General features: G+C 74.1%; 13 protein-coding genes. 6 read left to right on the top strand and 7 right to left on the bottom strand.

From position 1 onward, the window contains the following. Nucleotides 1-76: 76 nt before the first annotated feature. Nucleotides 77-2,284 carry a glycogen debranching protein GlgX gene (gene glgX / locus ACFCY1_RS07885; protein ID WP_375873932.1) on the bottom strand — a complete coding sequence of 736 codons (2,208 nt, stop codon included), beginning with the start codon at nucleotides 2,282-2,284 and terminating at the stop codon, nucleotides 77-79. A gap of 408 nt (nucleotides 2,285-2,692) precedes the next feature. Here glgX and ACFCY1_RS07880 point away from each other — a divergent pair, with 408 nt between their 5' ends. The 4 genes from ACFCY1_RS07880 (at nucleotide 2,693) to ACFCY1_RS07865 (ending at nucleotide 7,266) form a co-directional block, all read left to right on the top strand. Then, a complete protein-coding gene (locus tag ACFCY1_RS07880) occupies nucleotides 2,693-3,967 on the top strand; it encodes an SAV2148 family HEPN domain-containing protein (protein WP_063780326.1) in 1,275 nt (424 codons plus the stop codon). A gap of 43 nt (nucleotides 3,968-4,010) precedes the next feature. Then, on the top strand, nucleotides 4,011-4,517 hold the full coding sequence (locus ACFCY1_RS07875) for a GNAT family N-acetyltransferase (protein WP_375873931.1): 507 nt from the start codon (nucleotides 4,011-4,013) through the stop codon (nucleotides 4,515-4,517). A gap of 62 nt (nucleotides 4,518-4,579) precedes the next feature. Further along, complete coding sequence (locus ACFCY1_RS07870) at nucleotides 4,580-5,323, top strand: ABC transporter ATP-binding protein (protein WP_375874008.1); 744 nt, start codon at nucleotides 4,580-4,582, stop codon at nucleotides 5,321-5,323. Then, nucleotides 5,320-7,266 carry an FtsX-like permease family protein gene (locus ACFCY1_RS07865; protein WP_375873930.1) on the top strand — a complete coding sequence of 649 codons (1,947 nt, stop codon included), beginning with the start codon at nucleotides 5,320-5,322 and terminating at the stop codon, nucleotides 7,264-7,266. The genes ACFCY1_RS07870 and ACFCY1_RS07865 overlap by 4 nt, the downstream gene beginning before the upstream one ends. 45 nt (nucleotides 7,267-7,311) lie before the next feature. On the opposite strand, the gene ACFCY1_RS07860 is transcribed toward ACFCY1_RS07865, so the two are convergent. Both ACFCY1_RS07860 and ACFCY1_RS07855 read right to left on the bottom strand, forming a co-directional pair. After that, a complete protein-coding gene (locus ACFCY1_RS07860) occupies nucleotides 7,312-7,734 on the bottom strand; it encodes a type II toxin-antitoxin system VapC family toxin (protein WP_375873929.1) in 423 nt (140 codons plus the stop codon). Continuing rightward, the gene (locus tag ACFCY1_RS07855; protein WP_375873928.1) at nucleotides 7,731-8,006 is read right to left on the bottom strand and encodes a hypothetical protein; all 276 of its coding nucleotides are present in this window, start codon (nucleotides 8,004-8,006) and stop codon (nucleotides 7,731-7,733) included. The genes ACFCY1_RS07860 and ACFCY1_RS07855 overlap by 4 nt, the downstream gene beginning before the upstream one ends. A 137-nt stretch (nucleotides 8,007-8,143) precedes the next feature. Here ACFCY1_RS07855 and ACFCY1_RS07850 point away from each other — a divergent pair, with 137 nt between their 5' ends. Then, a complete protein-coding gene (locus tag ACFCY1_RS07850) occupies nucleotides 8,144-8,845 on the top strand; it encodes an exonuclease domain-containing protein (protein WP_049659490.1) in 702 nt (233 codons plus the stop codon). A gap of 40 nt (nucleotides 8,846-8,885) precedes the next feature. Here ACFCY1_RS07850 and ACFCY1_RS07845 read toward each other — a convergent pair whose 3' ends face one another. The 4 genes from ACFCY1_RS07845 to ACFCY1_RS07830 all read right to left on the bottom strand — a co-directional run bounded on the left by ACFCY1_RS07845 (nucleotide 8,886) and on the right by ACFCY1_RS07830 (nucleotide 14,240). Beyond that, nucleotides 8,886-9,644 carry a DUF3592 domain-containing protein gene (locus ACFCY1_RS07845; RefSeq protein WP_375873927.1) on the bottom strand — a complete coding sequence of 253 codons (759 nt, stop codon included), beginning with the start codon at nucleotides 9,642-9,644 and terminating at the stop codon, nucleotides 8,886-8,888. Between the two features lie 99 nt (nucleotides 9,645-9,743). Continuing rightward, nucleotides 9,744-10,766 (bottom strand): polysaccharide deacetylase family protein, encoded by a 1,023-nt coding sequence (locus ACFCY1_RS07840; RefSeq protein ID WP_375873926.1) that lies wholly within the window; start codon nucleotides 10,764-10,766, stop codon nucleotides 9,744-9,746. 173 nt (nucleotides 10,767-10,939) lie between these two features. Then, nucleotides 10,940-11,848 (bottom strand): phosphotransferase enzyme family protein, encoded by a 909-nt coding sequence (locus ACFCY1_RS07835; protein ID WP_375873925.1) that lies wholly within the window; start codon nucleotides 11,846-11,848, stop codon nucleotides 10,940-10,942. Between the two features lie 157 nt (nucleotides 11,849-12,005). Next, nucleotides 12,006-14,240, bottom strand: a complete 2,235-nt coding sequence (locus ACFCY1_RS07830; RefSeq protein WP_375874007.1) for an MMPL family transporter — start codon at nucleotides 14,238-14,240, stop codon at nucleotides 12,006-12,008. A gap of 566 nt (nucleotides 14,241-14,806) precedes the next feature. On the opposite strand from ACFCY1_RS07830, the gene ACFCY1_RS07825 reads away from it, so the two are divergent. Next, entirely contained in the window at nucleotides 14,807-17,005 is a 2,199-nt protein-coding gene (locus ACFCY1_RS07825) for an MMPL family transporter (RefSeq protein ID WP_375873924.1), read from the top strand. Nucleotides 17,006-17,180: the final 175 nt, after the last annotated feature.

The following is a 17,180-nucleotide window of genomic DNA, read 5'->3' as shown; positions in this document are numbered from 1 at the left end:
GAACAGGTGACCGCCCCGGCCGTCCGACGGCGCCGCGCGCCCCCGTACGAGCCGGTCCGGGGCCGCCGTCACCGTGCTACGCGGGCCGTTGCAGCACCATCAGCGAGCGGTCGGTGAGCCAGAGGGAGTCCCCGGCCTTGACCCGGGCGCCCGTCCCCGGGGCGGGCAGCCGGGACCGGGCGGTGTCGACCACGACCTGCCACTCCTGCCCGTGGTCGGCGGGCACGGTGAACTCCAGCGGCTCGAAGTGGGCGTTGAACAGCAGCAGGAAGGAGTCGTCGACGATCCGCCCGCCGCGCCGGTCCGGCTCGGAGATCGCGTAGCCGTTGAGGAAGACGGTCAGCGACTTGGCGTAGCTGGCGCCCCAGTTGCGCTTGGTCATCTCCTCCCCGGCCGGGGTGAACCAGGCGATGTCGGTGAGGTCGTCGAACCCGCCGACGGCCGGCCCGCCCGGGCTTTGCGCGCCTCCGCCGTGCCCGCCCCGGCCCGGTACGGCGGAGGCGGGCCCGGCCGCCCCCGGCCGCCCGGACACCGGCCGGCCGTGGAAGAACCGCCGCCGCCGGAACACCGGGTGGTCGCGGCGCAGCCAGATCATCCCCTGGGTGAACTCCAGCAGCCGTGCCTGCGGCCCGTCGTCCTGCGGCCAGTGCACCCAGGTGAGCTCGTTGTCCTGGCAGTAGGCGTTGTTGTTGCCCAGCTGGGTGCGGCCGAGCTCGTCGCCGTGCGAGAGCATCGGCACGCCCTGGGAGAGCATCAGGGTGGCGATGAGGTTGCGCTGCTGGCGCGCCCGCAGCTCCTCGACGGCCGGGTCGGCGGAGGGACCCTCGACGCCGCAGTTCCAGGAGCGGTTGAAGGACTCGCCGTCCCGGTTCTCCTCGCCGTTGGCCTGGTTGTGCTTCTCGTTGTACGAGACCAGGTCGCGCAGGGTGAAACCGTCGTGGCAGGTCACGAAGTTGATCGAGGCGATCGGCCGGCGGCCGTCGTCCTGGTAGAGGTCGGAGGAGCCGGTGAGCCGGGAGCCGAACTCGGCGAGGGCGGCGGTCTCGCCGCGCCACAGGTCCCGCACGGTGTCCCGGTACATGCCGTTCCACTCCGTCCACAGCGGAGGGAAGTTGCCCACCTGGTAGCCGCCCTCGCCGAGGTCCCAGGGCTCGGCGATCAGCTTGGCCTGGGAGACCACCGGGTCCTGCTGGACCAGGTCGAAGAAGGAGGAGAGCCGGTCCACCTCGTGGAACTGCCGGGCGAGGGTGGCGGCGAGGTCGAAGCGGAAGCCGTCGACGTGCATCTCGGTGACCCAGTAGCGCAGCGAGTCCATGATCAGCTGGAGCACGTGCGGGCTGCGCATCAGCAGGCTGTTGCCGGTGCCGGTGGTGTCCTCGTAGAAGCGCTGGTCCCGGGCGAGGCGGTAGTAGGAGACGTTGTCCAGGCCGCGCAGCGACAGTGTCGGCCCCAGGTGGTTGCCCTCGGCGGTGTGGTTGTAGACGACGTCCAGGATCACCTCGATCCCGGCCGCGTGCAGCGCCTTGACCATGGACTTGAACTCCTGCACCTGCTGGCCGCGGTCGCCGGTGGAGGAGTAGGAGGAGTGCGGGGCGAAGAAGCCGACGGTGTTGTAGCCCCAGTAGTTGGCCAGGCCCAGGTCCCGCAGCCGGTGGTCGCGGACGAACTGGTGCACCGGCATCAGCTCGATCGCGGTGACGCCGAGCTTGGCCAGGTGCTCGATCACCGCCGGGTGGGCCAGGCCCGCGTACGTCCCGCGGATCTCCTCGGGGATGCCCGGGTGCAGCCGGGTGAGGCCCTTGACGTGGGCCTCGTAGATGACGGTGCGGTGGTAGTCGGTGCGCGGCGGGCGGTCGGTGCCCCAGTCGAAGTACGGGTTGACGACCACCGAGTGCATGGTGTGCGGGGCGGAGTCGAGGTCGTTGCGGCGCTCGGGGGCGCCGAAGTGGTAGCCGTAGACCGACTCGTCCCAGTCGATGTGGCCGCTCATCGCCTTGGCGTACGGGTCCAGGAGCAGCTTGGCGCTGTTGTGCCGCTGGCCCAGGCCCGGGTTGTACGGGCCGTGCACGCGGAAGCCGTAGCGCTGGCCGGGCTGGATGCCCGGGAGGTAGGCGTGCCGGACGAAGGCGTCCGTCTCGCGCAGCTCGACGGCCGTCTCGGAGCCGTCCTCGGCGATCAGGCACAGCTCGATCCGGTCGGCGCTCTCGGAGAACACCGCGAAGTTGACGCCGGCCCCGTCGTAGGTGGCGCCGAGCGGGTAGGGAGTACCGGGCCAGACCTGCATGACTCCTCAACTTCCTTGCTGCCGACGGAAACTGACGTGTAGTCCGATGAATGGCCCAGCCGTCCGCCCGGACCCGGACGCTCTCTTCCCGGCCGGACGGCCGGGCATGTGCGCAAGCGTGCGCCGTGACGCACGGCACAGTCGCCGTGACGCGCGGCACAGCGCATACTCCCCGAGCCCTCCCCCGGCGTCCGGGAGATCCGGCCCGGGTTGGGCCGAACGAGCGCCCGTCGGGCATTCGTGTGAAGAGTGCTCCCGGTGGTGCGGGAGAGCCCCCGGGCATCCGGCTGCGGGCGGCTCGCGACGGGCAGTACCCTTGATCGTCCGGCCGCCTGGGCCGACTCCCGACAGCCCGTCAACGGTCCCCGCGCCCGCGGGGGTCGGTGCGGCGACCAGATGAGGTGGCGCATGGTGTTCCCCGCCGGCGGCCGCGGCACCGGGCCCGACGGGCCCGGCCGGGGCGCGGCCCGCAGCGAGGCGCCCACGGTGGTCATGCGCCCCACCCTGACCGGCCGGGCCCTGGTGCCCGCCCAGAGCGGCCCCGTCGAGATACCCGCCCTGGCCTGGTCGGCCGCCGAGTGGGAGGACGCCTACCAGCGGGTGCGGCTCTCCGGCCGCGCCTATGTCTGGCTCAACCTGGTCGAGCAGCGGCTGCGCGCCCTCGTCGACGAGGTGCTGCACCCGATCTACGCCCCCGCCCACGGCGAGGACTGGGTCACCGCCGCGGCCGGCCCGGCCGGCGAGGAGTGGGCGCACCGGGCCGGCGCCGTGCGCGAGGTCAGCCGCCGCAAGGGCTACCTGCTCGACCCCGCCGACGACGACCCGCTGGTCTTCCTCACCCTGCCCCAGCTGCGCGAGCTGATGGTGCAGCACTGGCCCTGCTTCGAGCCGTACCTCGCCGACCGGCGCGAGATCGAACTGGCGCTGGACGAACTGGAGGTGGCCCGGCACGTCGTCTCCCGCAACCGGGTGCTCACCCAGACCGTGCTGGCCCAGACCGAACGCGCCGCCGCCCGGCTGCTGGCCGTCCTGGACGGCGGCGCCGGCGGGGTGCCCGCCGACGTCGTCGAGTCCCTGGTGGCCGGCCGGTACGCGGACGTCGTCGCCGTCCACGCCGACCGGGTCCGGCTCCAGCGCGACCTGCCCGTCGAGGATCTACTGGACGGCGCCCGGCGGCTGGACGCGCTCGGCATCGGCCTCGGCATGCTCTGCCAGAACTACACCGGCAAGCGCCTGGTGCGCCTCGCCGGCGAAGGCTGCCGGGTCCGGCTGCTCTTCCTCAACCCGGCGAGCAGTGCCGTCCGCCGCCGCGAACGCGAACTCGGCCTCGGGCGCAGCGAGTTGTCCCGCTCCATCGAGATGAACATCATGCACGTACGGCGGGTCCGGGCCCGGCTGCGGGACCAGGGCGGCTTCGAGATCCGGGTCTTCGACGAGACCCCGCGCTTCACCGCCTACCTGGTCGAGGGCCCCCGCACGCCCGGCCAGGCGGGCGGCCGCCGCCAGGGCCGCGACCTCGGCGTCATCCAGCCCTACCTGCGCCGTGCCCGCGGCATGGAGTCCCCGGCCCTGGTCCTGCGCGGCGGCGCCGGCCAGCAGCCCGGCGGCACCGAGCCCGGACTGCTGGAGGTCTACCGCGAGGAGTTCGAGGGCATCTGGGCCGACTCCCGGTCCGTCTCCTAGGCCGGTTGGTCGGGGCGGCGGCGCGGCTGCCAGACTGCGGGCCGTGAACAGCGACCCCGCCTGGAGCCTGCGCCCCGCCACCCCCGACGACCTCGAACCCGTCACGGACCTCAAGGCCCGGGTCATGCGCGCCGACCTGGAACGCCTCGGCCGCTGGGACCCGGCCCGCTCCCGCGAGCGGGTGCGGGCGTCCTTCTCGACCAGGTACACCTCCGTGCTCCTGGTCGACCGGGCCTTCGCCGGCTGCGTCACCGTCCGCCCCGACGAGCGGGGCGGACGCCACCTGGAGCTGTTCTACCTGGCCCCGCACCTCCAGGGGCGGGGCCTGGGCACCGCCGTCCTGCGCCACCTCCTCGCCGAGGCCGACGCCGCCGGAGAACCGTTTCGCCTCATCGTCCTCCGCGGCAGCGCCGCCCAGCGGCTGTACGAACGCCACGGCTTCACCGTCGTCCACGAGGACCCGGTCGACGTCCACCTGCACCGCCCCGTCGGCGGGACCGGAGTCCGCGAAGCCGAAGTCCGCGCCGGGGCAGGGCGGCTGACGGCATAACGATTCCCCCAAACGCCCTGGTCAGGGCCGTGACCCCCGTGGTAGGTGTAGCCCCCGTGAAGATCACGGGGGAGAGCGGGGCCGTACTGCGCCTCGACGACGTACACCGCACCTACGGAACCGGGCCGGAGGCCGTACGGGCACTCAGAGGGGTGGACGTCGAGTTCGCCCGCGGCGGCTTCACCGCCGTCATGGGCCCCTCCGGCTCCGGCAAGAGCACCCTGCTCCAGTGCTGCGCCGGCCTCGACCGGCCCGACAGCGGCCGGGTGACCCTGGACGGGACCGACCTCTCCGGGATGGGCGAGACCGAACTGACGGTGCTGCGCCGCGAACGGATCGGCTTCGTCTTCCAGGCCTTCAACCTGGTCGGCTCGCTCACCGCCGAACAGAACGTCGGCCTGCCGCTGCGGCTGGCCGGCCGCCGACCCGTCCCCGCGCAGGTGCGCCAGGCCCTCGCCCAGGTCGGCCTCGGCGAGCGCACCGGACACCTGCCCTCCCAGCTCTCCGGCGGCCAGCAGCAGCGCGTCGCCATCGCCCGCGCCCTGATCACCCGGCCCCGGATGCTGTTCGCCGACGAGCCGACCGGCGCCCTCGACTCCGCCAGCAGCCGGGACGTCCTCGCCCTGCTGCGCGACCTCGTCGACCGCGAGGGCCAGAGCACCGTCATGGTCACCCACGACCCCGTCGCCGCCGGCTACGCCGACCGCGTCCTCTTCCTCGCCGACGGCCGGATCGTCGACGACCTGCCCCGCCCCACCGCCCAGCAGGTCGCCGAGCGGATGACCGCCCTGGAGACGGCGGCATGACCTCACCGCTCACCCTGCTGCCCGTCGCCGCCGCGAGCCTGCGCCGCCGCAAGGCCGCCTTCGCCGGCTCCTACGTCGCCCTCACCCTCGGCGTCCTGCTCGTCGCCACCACCGGCAGCCTGCTGAACGAGACCGCCGGCGACGACTCCCCGCTCGGCGCGCCCTCCCTGCACAAGGTGCTCCAGTTCACCGCCGCGATGGCCGCCTTCGTCGCGGTCTTCGTCGTCGCCGGAACCTTCGCCTTCGCCGTCGCCCAGCGCCGCCAGGAGATCGCGATGCTGCGCGCCGTCGGCGCCACACCGCGGCAGATCGTCCAGCTGATCACCGGCGAGGCCGCCGTCGTCGCCCTCGCCGCCGCCGTCAGCGGCTGCCTGCTCTCGCTGCCCGGCGCCCCCGCCCTCGCCGCCTGGCTGGCCGCCCGCGGCGCCGCCCCCGACGGGTTCACCGCGCGCCCCGCCGCCGGGCCGATGCTGCTCGCCGCCGCCGTCGGCCTGCTCGTCGCCCTGCTCGGCGCCGTCACCGCCGCCCTGCGGGCCGGCCGGGTGCGCGCGGTCGAGGCGCTCGGCGACGCCGCCGCCGACCGCCGGGTCATGACCCCGCTGCGCTGGACCGGCGCGCTGCTCGGCCTGACCGCCCTGGCCGCCACCGTCGGCTACTACCTGGCCGCGCCCACCCTGCCCGCCGCCCCCGGCGACCAGCCCGCCGACCCGCAACTCGCCTCCCAGTGGGTCCTCGGCGCCGACCTGCTCGCCATCACCGCGCTCGCCCTGTTCGCACCGGCCGTCGTACCGCCGCTGCTGCGGCTGCTCAGCGCCCCGCTCACCCGGGCCGTCGCCGCCGCCCCGCTGCTCGCCCGGCAGAACGCCCTCACCGCCGTGCGCCGCACCGTCTCCACCGCCACCCCGGCCTTCCTCACCATCGCGCTCACCGGCACCGTGATCGGCTCCACCGCCGCCTTCGCCGACGCCATGACCGCCCAGAACCGGGCCACCACCGCCGCCCGGTACGTGCTGCGCCCCGGCGCCGCCCCGCTGCCCGCCGACGCCGCCCAGCGGCTCACCGCCGCCCGGCCCGACCTGCACGCCACCGCCACCACCGCCACCGTGGTCACCGGCCTCGGCGCCGCCACCGCCGACTTCGACGACCACGGCGAGGACTCGCCCGCGAGCGTGCCCTCCGCCGCCACCGTCGTCGACGGCGACCTCGCCACCGCCTGGACCCTGCCCGCCGTCGACGGCAGCGCCGCCGACCTGCACGGCGCCACCCTCGCCGCCTCCACCGACCAGGCCCGCGGCCACGGCTGGAAGCTCGGCGACCAGGTCAACCTGCGCCTCGCCGACGGCACCGTCACCAGCCTGCGGCTCGCCCTGGTCTACCGCACCCAGCTCGGCCTGGACGAGGTCCTGCTCAGCGGCGAGGCCACCGCCGGCCACCTCGCCGACGCCCGCCCCGCCGCCGTCCACCTCGACGCCGAACCGGCCGACCGGCTCGGCGGCACCCTCACCGACGCCCGCGACCCAGGACCCGACCCCGGCGCCCACTACGCCTGGATCGCCACCACCACCATCCTCGGGCCCGCCCTGCTCTACGCGCTGATCGCCATCGTCAACACCATGGTGATGAGCACCGCCGACCGCCGCCGCGACTTCGCCGTCCTGCGGCTGGCCGGGACGGTGCGCCGCCAGGTGACGTGGATGGTCGCACTGGAGGCCGCCCTGGTCGTCGCCACCGCCGCCCTGCTCGCCCTCGCCGTCACCGCGCTCACCCAGTACGGCACCACCGCGCTGCTCGACCACCGCGTCCTGGCCGGCCAGGCCGCCGTCCCCCTCCGCCTGCCCTGGACCCCGCTCGCCGTGAGCACCCTCCTGTGCCTGCTGCTCGCCGTCGCCTCCAGCGTCCTCCCCACCCGCCTCGCCCTCCCCACCCGGCCCCCGGCCCGGTAGCGCGTGCCTCCCGTCACGCCCGGCCGGGTCGGGCGTGACGGGCTGTCAGTACGTCCACGGGTTCAGCACGGTCGCACCGGTCCGCGCCAGGTGCTTGACGTTGCGGCTGACGAGCGTCCAGCCGTTCGCGATGGCCGTGGCCGCGATCAGCGCGTCGGGCGGATCGATGGTGGCCCCGAGGCTCTTGAGTCGACGGTGAACGGAGAGGTATGCGGCGGCCTCCCGCTCTCCGATGACGGCGATCCGCCCCTCGTACTCCGCCCGGAGGCCGTCGAGGACCCGTCCGAGAGCGGCCTGACGCGCCGGGTCGGAGACGGCTCTGACGCCTGCCTCGATCTCCGCGACGGTGATGACGCTGAGGGAGTGCTCGGTGGCCGGGACGGACCGGGCCCATGCGATGACGGCGGGGGCCGGCTTCGGCCGCGTGGTGATTTCGGCGACCACGTTCGTGTCCAGCAGATAGGTCACTCGGGGTCGCCCTCGTCGTCGTAGGAGCGCGCCCCGAACTCCAGCCCGTCGAAGGGCGTCGTCAGGAGGAAGTCCAGGAAGCCGTCGGTGCCCAGCGTCGCCCAGCGGTGCAGCATCGCGGGAAGCGCGTCGATGTCGGTGTCGGCGAGCTCGGCGTCGAAGTGTTCGACCTGGTCCTCGGGCAGTGACCCGCGGATCTCTCTGATGGTCCGCAGCGGATGGGGCTCGTCGTGCCGGTGAGGGGGCACGGGCAGGTTCGGGGCGGTACTCATGGTCGGCTCCTTCGTGCGGGTCCGAGGGACAGCGTAGGGCGATCGGGTCCATGATCGGGCTCCCCGCGGGACGGGTTGTCGGTGGGGCGGGTGATGATAGGGGCTGTTTCGAGAGGCAGGACGGAAGGACACACCTGATGAGCTGGTGGCAGCAGCCACTGGTCGGCTTCGACCTGGAGACCACGGGCACCGACCCGGCCGTGGACCGCATCGTCACGGCCGCGCTCGTGGACACCGTCGGGGCCGCCCGGGTGGACGCCGCGCACTGGCTGATCGACCCGGGGGTGCCGATACCCGCCGAGGCGGAGGCGATCCACGGGATCGGGGACGAGGTGGCGCGGAGCAAGGGCAGGCCGGCGAAGGAGGCGGTGGAGGAGATAGCCGCCGCGCTGTGCGAGCGGATCGCCGCCGGGCGGCCGGTCGTGGCGTTCAACGCGCCGTTCGACCTGTCGCTGCTCGACGCCGAGCTGCGCCGGCACGGGCTGGCGACGCTCGCCGAGCGCCTCGGGCGGCCGGTCGGGCCGGTGCTGGACGCGCTGGTGATCGACCGGGCCGTGGACAAGTACCGCAAGGGCTCGCGCACCCTGCAACGGGTCTGCGAGCTGTACGGGGTGGAGCTGACGGACGCCCACGAGGCGGGCAGCGACGCGCTGGCCGCCGTCCGGGTCGCCGTCGCGCTGGCCGGGCGCTACCCGGCCGAGGTGGGGGCGGTGCCGCTCGCGGAGCTGCACCGCCGGCAGATCGACTGGTACCGGCAGTGGGCCGAGGGCCTCCAGGCCTGGCTGCGCCGCGGCAAGGACCCGCAGGCGGTGGTCGACCCGCGCTGGCCCGCCCGGTGAGGCCCGCCGGCCGCGTCCCCGACCTCACGGGACGGAACACCTAGGCCTGCGGTCGGACACCCCCCGGCGGGGGCACGATGGCGGCCTCGGCGGTGTCCGGCGCGAGCGGGTCGTAGCGGACGGTCATCAGCTGTCCGACCCTCGGCGCGAGGTAGGCCTGGATGCGGATCGCGCAGACCAGGCTGCGCTGGACGCCGTCGGGGGTCGTGTAGCCGACGGTGAGCCGGAACTGGGGCTGGGCGTAGCCGCTGGGCTCGCCGGGCTGGACGGCGGTGACGGTGCCGGCGGTGCTCACCCCGTGGGCGGCGAGCCGGTCGGCGACCGTCCGGGCGGCGCGGTAGGCGCGGTGCTGCGCGCGGAGCCGGGACTCGGAGTGGACGACCAGCGGCAGGGTGAGCGCCGCCAGGATCACGAGGGCGGGCAGGGCGGGCCGGTACGGTCCGCCGGGGCCGAAGGCCGCGCCGAGCGGCCCGAGCAGCAGGGCGAGGAAGAGCATGCCGCCAGGGGGAAGCCGGTTCGGGGCCCCGGCTCCGGGGGAGCGGCCGACCCGGCCCGCCGCCAGCATGCCGGTCAGCCAGCAGAACAGGGCGCCGGCCCAGTACGCCTGGGTGGCGGCCGAGCCGAGGCAGAGCTGCTGGGTGCAGGTCTCCGGCTCCCGGTAGGCGACCACCCCGGCCGCGAACAGCCGGCCGGCCACCGCGCACAGCGCCAGCAGGAGCAGTGCCGCGACCGCCCGGCCGAAGCCCAGGCGCGGTTCCAGGTACGGGAGTTGCTTGCTCGACGGGGGACCGGCAGTCATGCCCGGAGGCTAGTGCGACGGCCGGGGCGGGCGGTACGCGCGCCCGCCGTCCGGTCGGTGAACGAGGGGGAAACTCCGCGGCGGCGGGCCCCGACGGCCCTACGCGGCAGGGAAGTCGAAGGTGTAGCCCTGGGCGACCAGCCAGGGCAGCAGCTGCTTGAGCGCGGCCACGGTCTGGCCGCGGTCGCCGCCCCCGTCGTGCATCAGGACCACGCCACCGGGCTTGAGCTGCTTCTGCACGGCCGAGACGATCGCCGGCGTCCCCGGGCGGGCCCAGTCGCGCGGGTCGACGGACCAGCCGAGCGAGGACATCCCGAGGCTCGCGGTGATGTGCTCGTTGTCGGCGTTGAAGCCGCCGCCCGGGGCGCGGAACCAGCCGACCTCGGTGCCGGGGCCGCCCGCCTGGAGGATCATGTTCCGGGCGGCGGTGATCTCGTACGCGGCCTTGTCGTGGGGGAGCTTGGCGAAGGGCTGCGGGTGGTGGACGCTGTGGTCGCAGAGCCGGTGCCCGGCGGCCAGGATCCGCTTGACCATGGCGGGGTTGGCGGCGGCGTTCTGGCCGATCTGGCAGAAGGTGGCCTTGGCGTGGTACTGGGCCAGCAGGTCGAGGACCTGGCCGGTGGCGGGGCCGGGGCCGTCGTCGAAGGTGAGCGCGACGGTGCGGCCGCCGGAGGCGGTGGAGCCGATCACGGTGCCCGCCCCGGTGTGCGGGGGCGGCGCGGCGGGCGAGGACGGGTCGGCGGCCGGTGCGGTCGGGGTGGCCGGCGCGGTGGGCGTGGCGGAGAGGGGCGTGCCGGTGGCCGCGGTCGGGTGCGGCTTGGCCGGCGCCGACGGGGAGGAAGGGGAGGCGGGGGAGGCCGCCGGGGAGCCCGCGCCCGGCGGTACGGCGTCGGAGCCGGGGGTCGGCGTGAGGGCGGTCGCCGCCGTCCCGCTCGGCCGGGCGTCGGCCGGGGACGCCGTCCCGGAGGTCGCCGCCGCGCTCGGCGGCTGGAGCGCCCCGCTGGCGGTCCCGCACGCGGCCAGCCCCAGGGCGGCGGCCACCGCGGCACAGCCCGCGAGCAGCCGGCGCCGGGATCGGGACAGTCGGTTCGGGGCGGAGGGGCGGCGGGCGGTCCGGTGCATGGCGGCGGCTCCTGAGGTGCGAGTACGGTGCCGATCTCTCGGGTCAGGATGACTGTCCGATAGGACGCCGATCGTACGTGCACCGGTTGCCGACCGGACCGAACCGCCGTAAGAGTCTTCTCACACTCGCCCCGGTGGCGGCCCCGCGCCGCCGCGGGTACCGGAGGCGCCCGTCAGAACGGGTACCAGCGCACCTCGGTGGCCCCGTCCCGCAGCGAGTCGACCCGGCGCCGGAACTCCTTCAGCGCGGCCGGGTTGCTGGCCGCCTGCTGCGCCACCCAGGAGGCGCTGGCCGTCTCCCGGGCGCCGCGCAGCACCGTGAAGCCCGGCCACTCGCGCACGTCCCAGCCGTACGCCTCGGTGAACGCGCGGTACTCCTCGGCGGGCACGCCGTACCGGTCCTGGCTGAGCGCGAGGACCACCAGGTCGTGCTCGCGCAGGTCGTTCGCCATGAACTCCAGGTCGAGCAGCACCGGCCCGTCCGGGCCGACGTGGATGTTGCGCGGCAGCGCGTCGCCGTGGATCACCCCGGGGTGCAGCCGCGGGACGAGGTCGGGCAGGGCGGCCTCGAAGGCGTCGCGGCGGTGGCGCAGGAAGGCGACGTCCGCCGGGTCGACGTGGCCCTCGGCGGAGGCCAGCCAGCGCTCGACCGGGGCCAGCAGGTCGCGCCGGCCGAGCGTGAAGGGCGGCGGCGGCAGCTGGTGCAGGGCGCGCAGCAGCGGGGCGAGGTCGACCGGGCGGGCGGGCCGGACGGCGGGCGCGAGCCGGTGCCAGAAGGTGACGGGGTGGCCGTCGGCCAGCTGCGGCTCGGGCGCCACCGCGTCGTACGGGTGGACCACCGGCACGTCCTGGCCGGCCAGCCAGTGGGCGAGCGCCAGCTCCCGGTGCGCCCGGTCGTACAGCTCGGGACCGCGGCCGACCTTGGCGACCACGGCCGGGTCGCCGAGGTCGAAGACGGCGTTCTCGCCGAGCGCGAGCAGTGTGGCCCCGTCGGGGGCGGCCAGCCCGGCCGACTCGCAGGCCTGGGCGAGGAGCAGCCGGGCGCGGCCCTCGTCGAAGGGGATCATGACTGGGGTTCCCATTCCGCCGACGTTCATCCGGGGGACCCCGGACGGTGATCATCATGACGCACGGACGCCGGGCCCCGCGCGCTGCGGGGCCCGGCACCGGACGCGTCGGGCGGGTGGGACAAGCTGGACGGGTCGGACAGGTCGAACGGGTCGGGGAGGCCGGGGAGGCTCAGACCCCGGCCCGGCGGTGGCGGGCCCCCTCCGTCGGCCCGACGGGTTGGGCGGGCAGGCCCCGGTCGGCGTCGGCCGGCGGGACGGGCTCGCCGTGGGAGAGGTCCGGCAGCCAGTTCAGCCAGCGCGGCAGGTACCAGTTGCGGTCCCCCAGCAGGGTCATCACCGAGGGCAGCAGCACCCCGCGGATCACCGTGGCGTCGATCAGCACCGCGACCGCGAGGCCGACGCCCATCTGCTTCATCACCTGCATGGACAGCGAGCCGAAGACCGAGAACACCGCCACCATGATCACCGCGGCGCTGGTGACCACCCCGGCCGTGGAGCGGATGCCGTCGGCGATCGCGGCCCGGGTCGGCAGGCCGCGGTCGTGGCCCTCCTTGATCCGGGAGACCACGAACACGTGGTAGTCCATCGAGAGCCCGAAGAGGATCACGAAGAGGAACAGCGGCACCCAGGACTCCACCGCGCCGACCCCGGCGGTGCCCAGCAGCGAGGCGCCCACGCCGTGCTGGAAGACCAGCGTCAGCACCCCGTACGCGGCGCCGACCGAGAGCAGGTTGAGCACCACGGCGGTGGCCGCGACGACCGGGGAGCGGAAGGTGGTGAGCATCAGCAGGAAGGCGAGGGCGACCACGAAGCCGAAGACCAGCGGCATCGAGTCGCCCATCTTCCGGTTGAAGTCGTACGACCCGGCGGTGTCGCCGGTGACCGGGGCCTCGGTGCCGGGCACCGTGAGGACGGTGGCGGGCACCAGCTCCTCGCGCAGGGCCCTCAGGGCGTCGTTGCTGGTGGCGTCGTTGCCGGTGCCGTTGAGCGGGATGTCGACGGTGGCGACGTTCCTGTCGGCGTGCACCGTGACCTCCACCGGTCCGTGCATCCGCCCGCTCGCCAGGGCCTTCGCCTTGAGGTCGGCGATCGCGGCGGTCATCGCGGGGGAGTCGATGTCGGCGGCCTTGATCACGACGGTGGCGGGGGCGGGGCTGCCGGGGAAGGCGGCCTCGATCTTCTGCGAGGCGGCGACCAGGGCGTTGCCCGCGGGCAGCTGCTGCTGGAAGGTCAGCTTGGCGGTGTGCATGGTGAGCAGCGGCGCGGCCAGGGCCAGCAGGAAGGCGCCGGCGAGCAGGGTGGCGGCCAGCGGGCGGCGCAGCACCGGGGTCAGCACCGCGTTCCAGAAGCGTCCGCCGGTCCGCGCGGCGTCCGGGCGGCGCAGCTTGGCGAGGAACGGCACCCGGCCCTTCTCGACCCGGTCGCCGAGCATCGACAGCAGCGCGGGCAGCACGGTGAGCGAGCCGAGCACGGCGGTGATCACGACCAGGATGGTGGCGAAGGCCATCGCCTTGAAGGTGGCGATCCCGGTGAGGAACATCCCGGCCATGGCGACCACCACGGTGACGCCGGAGACCAGTACCGCCCGGCCGCTGGTGGCGGCGGCCACGGCCAGCGCGGTGGCGGCGTCGCGCCCGGCGGCCCGCTCCTCGCGTTCGCGGCGCAGGTAGAAGAGGCAGTAGTCGACGCCGACGGCGAGGCCGACCAGCAGCATCACCGAGGAGGCGTCGCCGCTGGTGTGCAGGAAGCCGCTGCCGAGCGCGACCAGTCCGGCGGCCGCGACGAAGGCGGTGAGCGCGAGCACCACCGGCAGCACGGCGGCGACCAGCGCGCCGAAGGCGACCAGCAGGATGCCGAGGGCGAGCGGCACGGCCGTCCACTCGGCGCGGGCGAAGTCGTTCCCGACCTGGTCCCGCATCCACTTGCCGGAGCTGGCGTCGCCGAGCTGGACGACGGTGAGGTCCGGGTGCTGCTTCTGCACGCCGGCCACCGCGTCCAGCACCGGCTGGACCTGGTCCGCGGCCTCGGTGCGGTCGCCCTTGAGGGTCAGCGTCACGAGCGCGGAGTGGCCGTCGGCGGAGACCGCCTTGGTGTCGTACGGCGAGCGGACCTCGGCGGCCCGGCCGGTGCCGTTCACGGCGGCGACCACCTGGCCGACGGCGGTGCGGAACTCCGGGTCGTCGGCGGTGCGGGTGGCGCTCTGGACCAGGACGGTCTCGCCGGCCGGGCTCTTCAGCCCGGCCTCGTCGAGGATCCGCGCGGCCCGGGAGACCTGTCCGGGGACCGACTCGGCGTCGGTGATCCTGACGCTGCCGTGGGCGGAGCCGAGCGCGGCGGCCAGGACGACGAAGAGCAGCCAGCCGAACACGGCGGTCTTGCGGTGCCGGGCACTCCAGGCGCCCATCGCGGCCGCCAGGCCGAGTCTGGACTTCACGGGCTTCACGGTGGTTTCCCCCCTGGGAGAGCGGCGGTCGTCGCCGGACGGGAGCGGCGGGGCCCTGGGTCGGGGGACCGCCGCTCTGGGGTGCGCCGGCTGCGCTCCGGCGTCCCGATCGACAGTAGGGAAGCCGGTCCTGACGGGTAATCCGGCTGGCGGGTGGCCGTTTCCTGGTGCTTCCTTCGGGGCCCGGGTGGGGTTTTCCCTACCCTCCGACCCCGAGATCTCCTCCTGGGGGGTAGGGGATGCTCCTCCACCCTGAGGGGGAGATGACTCCACCCGGAGCACGAGGTCAGGAGGGGTGCGTCCGGGAGAGACTGGGCCGGGGCCGCTTCGGGCGGCCCGACGGGGGTTGAAGCACACGGGGGCTCCTTGCCGGGCGGCAAGCAAGTACTCGTAGGATGATGCCCCAAACCTACTTACCTGCCGACCGGCAAGGGAGTGCCCTCGGCACTCCCCGCGCCGGTCCTGCCGTCGCCCAGCGTCCCGTCCCCCAAGGGCTGCGGTGAACCATGCCCAGGAGGCACACGAGCATGTTCCACCGACTAGGACAATTCGTCGTACGCCGCCCCTGGTGGGTGATCGGCGCATGGCTGATCGCCGCGGTCGCGATCGTCGCGACCGCCCCGCCGCTGAAGGCGAACACCGACGAGGCCGCCTTCCTGCCCAAGCACTACGAGTCCATCCAGGCCGCCGAGCTCCAGCAGAAGGCCTTCCCGTCCAACATCTCGCCCTCCGCGCTGCTGCTCTTCGAGCGCACCGACGGCGGCAAGCTGGACGAGGGCGACGCGGCGACCATGGCCAAGGTCACCCAGGGGCTGGCCGACAAGAAGATCCCGCTGGTCGAGCTGGTCGTCCCGGTCTCTCCGGCGTCCTACTCCCAGGACCACAAGTACGCGATGTCGATGGTCTCCATCGACAAGACCAAGATGCAGTCGGACGAGTTCACCGACGCCGCGAAGAAGCTCCGCGACGAGGGCACCGCGCTCGCCTCCGGCAGCACCCTGAAGTTCCAGGTCGGCGGCCCGGCCGCGATGAACCTGGACCAGAAGGACGCCGGCAAGACGGCCGGCATGCTCATCGGCCTCGGCACGGTCGTGATCATCCTGCTCACGCTCGGGATCATCTTCCGCAGCCCGATCATCGCGCTGCTGCCGATCCTCTCGGTGATCATCTACTCGATGGTCGCCAACGGCCTGATCGCGGACGCCAGCAAGCTGTTCGGGCTCAAGGCCGACAACTCGATGGAACAGATCCTCACCGTCGTGCTCTACGGCGTCGGTACCGACTACTTCCTGTTCCTGATGTTCCGCTACCGCGAGCGGCTGCGGGCCGGTGACGACCGCAAGCAGGCCGTCGCCAACGCCGTCGGCCGGGTCGGCGAGGCGATCGCCTCCGCCGCCGGTGCCGTCGTGGTCGCCTTCGCCGTGCTCGTCCTGTCCAGCCTCGGCATGTTCAAGGCGCTCGGCCCGTCGCTGGCCATCGCGGTGGCCGTCACGGCGATCGCCTCGGTCACCCTGGTGCCCGCGATCCTCTGCCTGATCCCCGAGAAGGTCCTGTTCTGGCCCTCCAAGGCCTGGCAGCGCGAGCCGTCCAACGCCCGCTTCGCCGCGATGGGCCGCAGCGTCGGCCGCCGCCCGGGCGCCGCCGCCCTGCTCTCCGGCCTGGTGATGGCCGGCCTCGCGGTCGCCGCGCTCGGCTACCAGGGCACCTTCGACATGGCCGGCAGCTCGATGCCGAAGACCAAGGAGTCGATGGTCGTCCAGGACACCATGATCAAGGCCTACTCGGCCGGTGCCGCCGACCCCGCACACATCTACCTGACCAGCCAGAACGGCAACAAGATCGACGTCGCCGGCCTCAAGGGCTACGTGGCGGACCTGGGCAAGGTGGACGGCGTCTCCAGCGCGGCCCTGCCGGACCCGGAGCACGGGGTCAGCAAGGACGGGCTCACCGCCGACATCACCGTCGTCCTCAAGGACGAGGCGGCCAGCAACAAGGCCATCGACACCATCGGCGAGGTCCGCAAGGTCGCCCACGACCACGCGCCCGCCGGCACCAAGGCCTACGTCGCCGGCACCACCTCCGTGTACAAGGACATCAACACGGCGATGGCCCACGACTACAGCCTGGTCTTCCCGATAGCCGCCGTCCTGATCATGGTGATCCTCGGACTGCTGCTGCGCAGCGTGGTCGCCCCCTGGTACCTGATGGCCTCGGTCGGCCTCGGCTTCGGCGCCACCCTCGGCGCCACCACCCTGCTGTTCCAGAACATCAAGGGCGAGCAGGGCCTGATGTTCATGCTGCCGATCCTGATCTACCTGTTCGTGGTCGCGCTCGGCACCGACTACAACATCCTGATGATCGCCCGACTGCGCGAGGAGGCCCAGGAGGGCCGCAGCCCCCGCGAGGCGGCGAGCCAGGCGATCCGGCACGCCGGCCCGACGGTGGCCGCCGCCGGGTTCATCCTGGCCGCGACCTTCGCCACCATGCTGCTGGCCGGCAACACGATGATGAGCGAGATGGGCTTCTCGATCGCCATCGGCATCCTCATCGCGGCCTTCGTGATGGCGATGTTCTTCACCCCGGCGCTCACCGCGCTGCTCGGCCACCGCGCCTGGTGGCCCGGCCACGCGGACGCCCCGGGCCACGGCCACGGCCACGGTCACGGCGAGGGCCAGGCCCCGGTGGCCGGCGCCCACGGGATGCCGGAGCCGGCCGGCCGGCGCTGAGCCGACCGGGTCGGTGTGAACCGTGCCCTGACCCGGCCCTGACCGGGTCGGTACGAACAGGCGGGGCCCCCCGACGGCGGGGGGCCCCGGCCCCCGGTGCGGGGGCCCCCAACCGGTTCTACAGGGCGGGGGAAAACCCCGGGCAACCCCCGGGGCTTATAAACAAAAAAGAGAC

It is taken from the genome of Kitasatospora sp. NPDC056273, assembly GCF_042268845.1.
In the GTDB taxonomy this organism is placed as follows: domain Bacteria; phylum Actinomycetota; class Actinomycetes; order Streptomycetales; family Streptomycetaceae; genus Kitasatospora.
The sequence above is the reverse complement of the archived record's forward strand: the minus strand, read 5'-3'. Positions and strand labels throughout refer to the sequence as shown.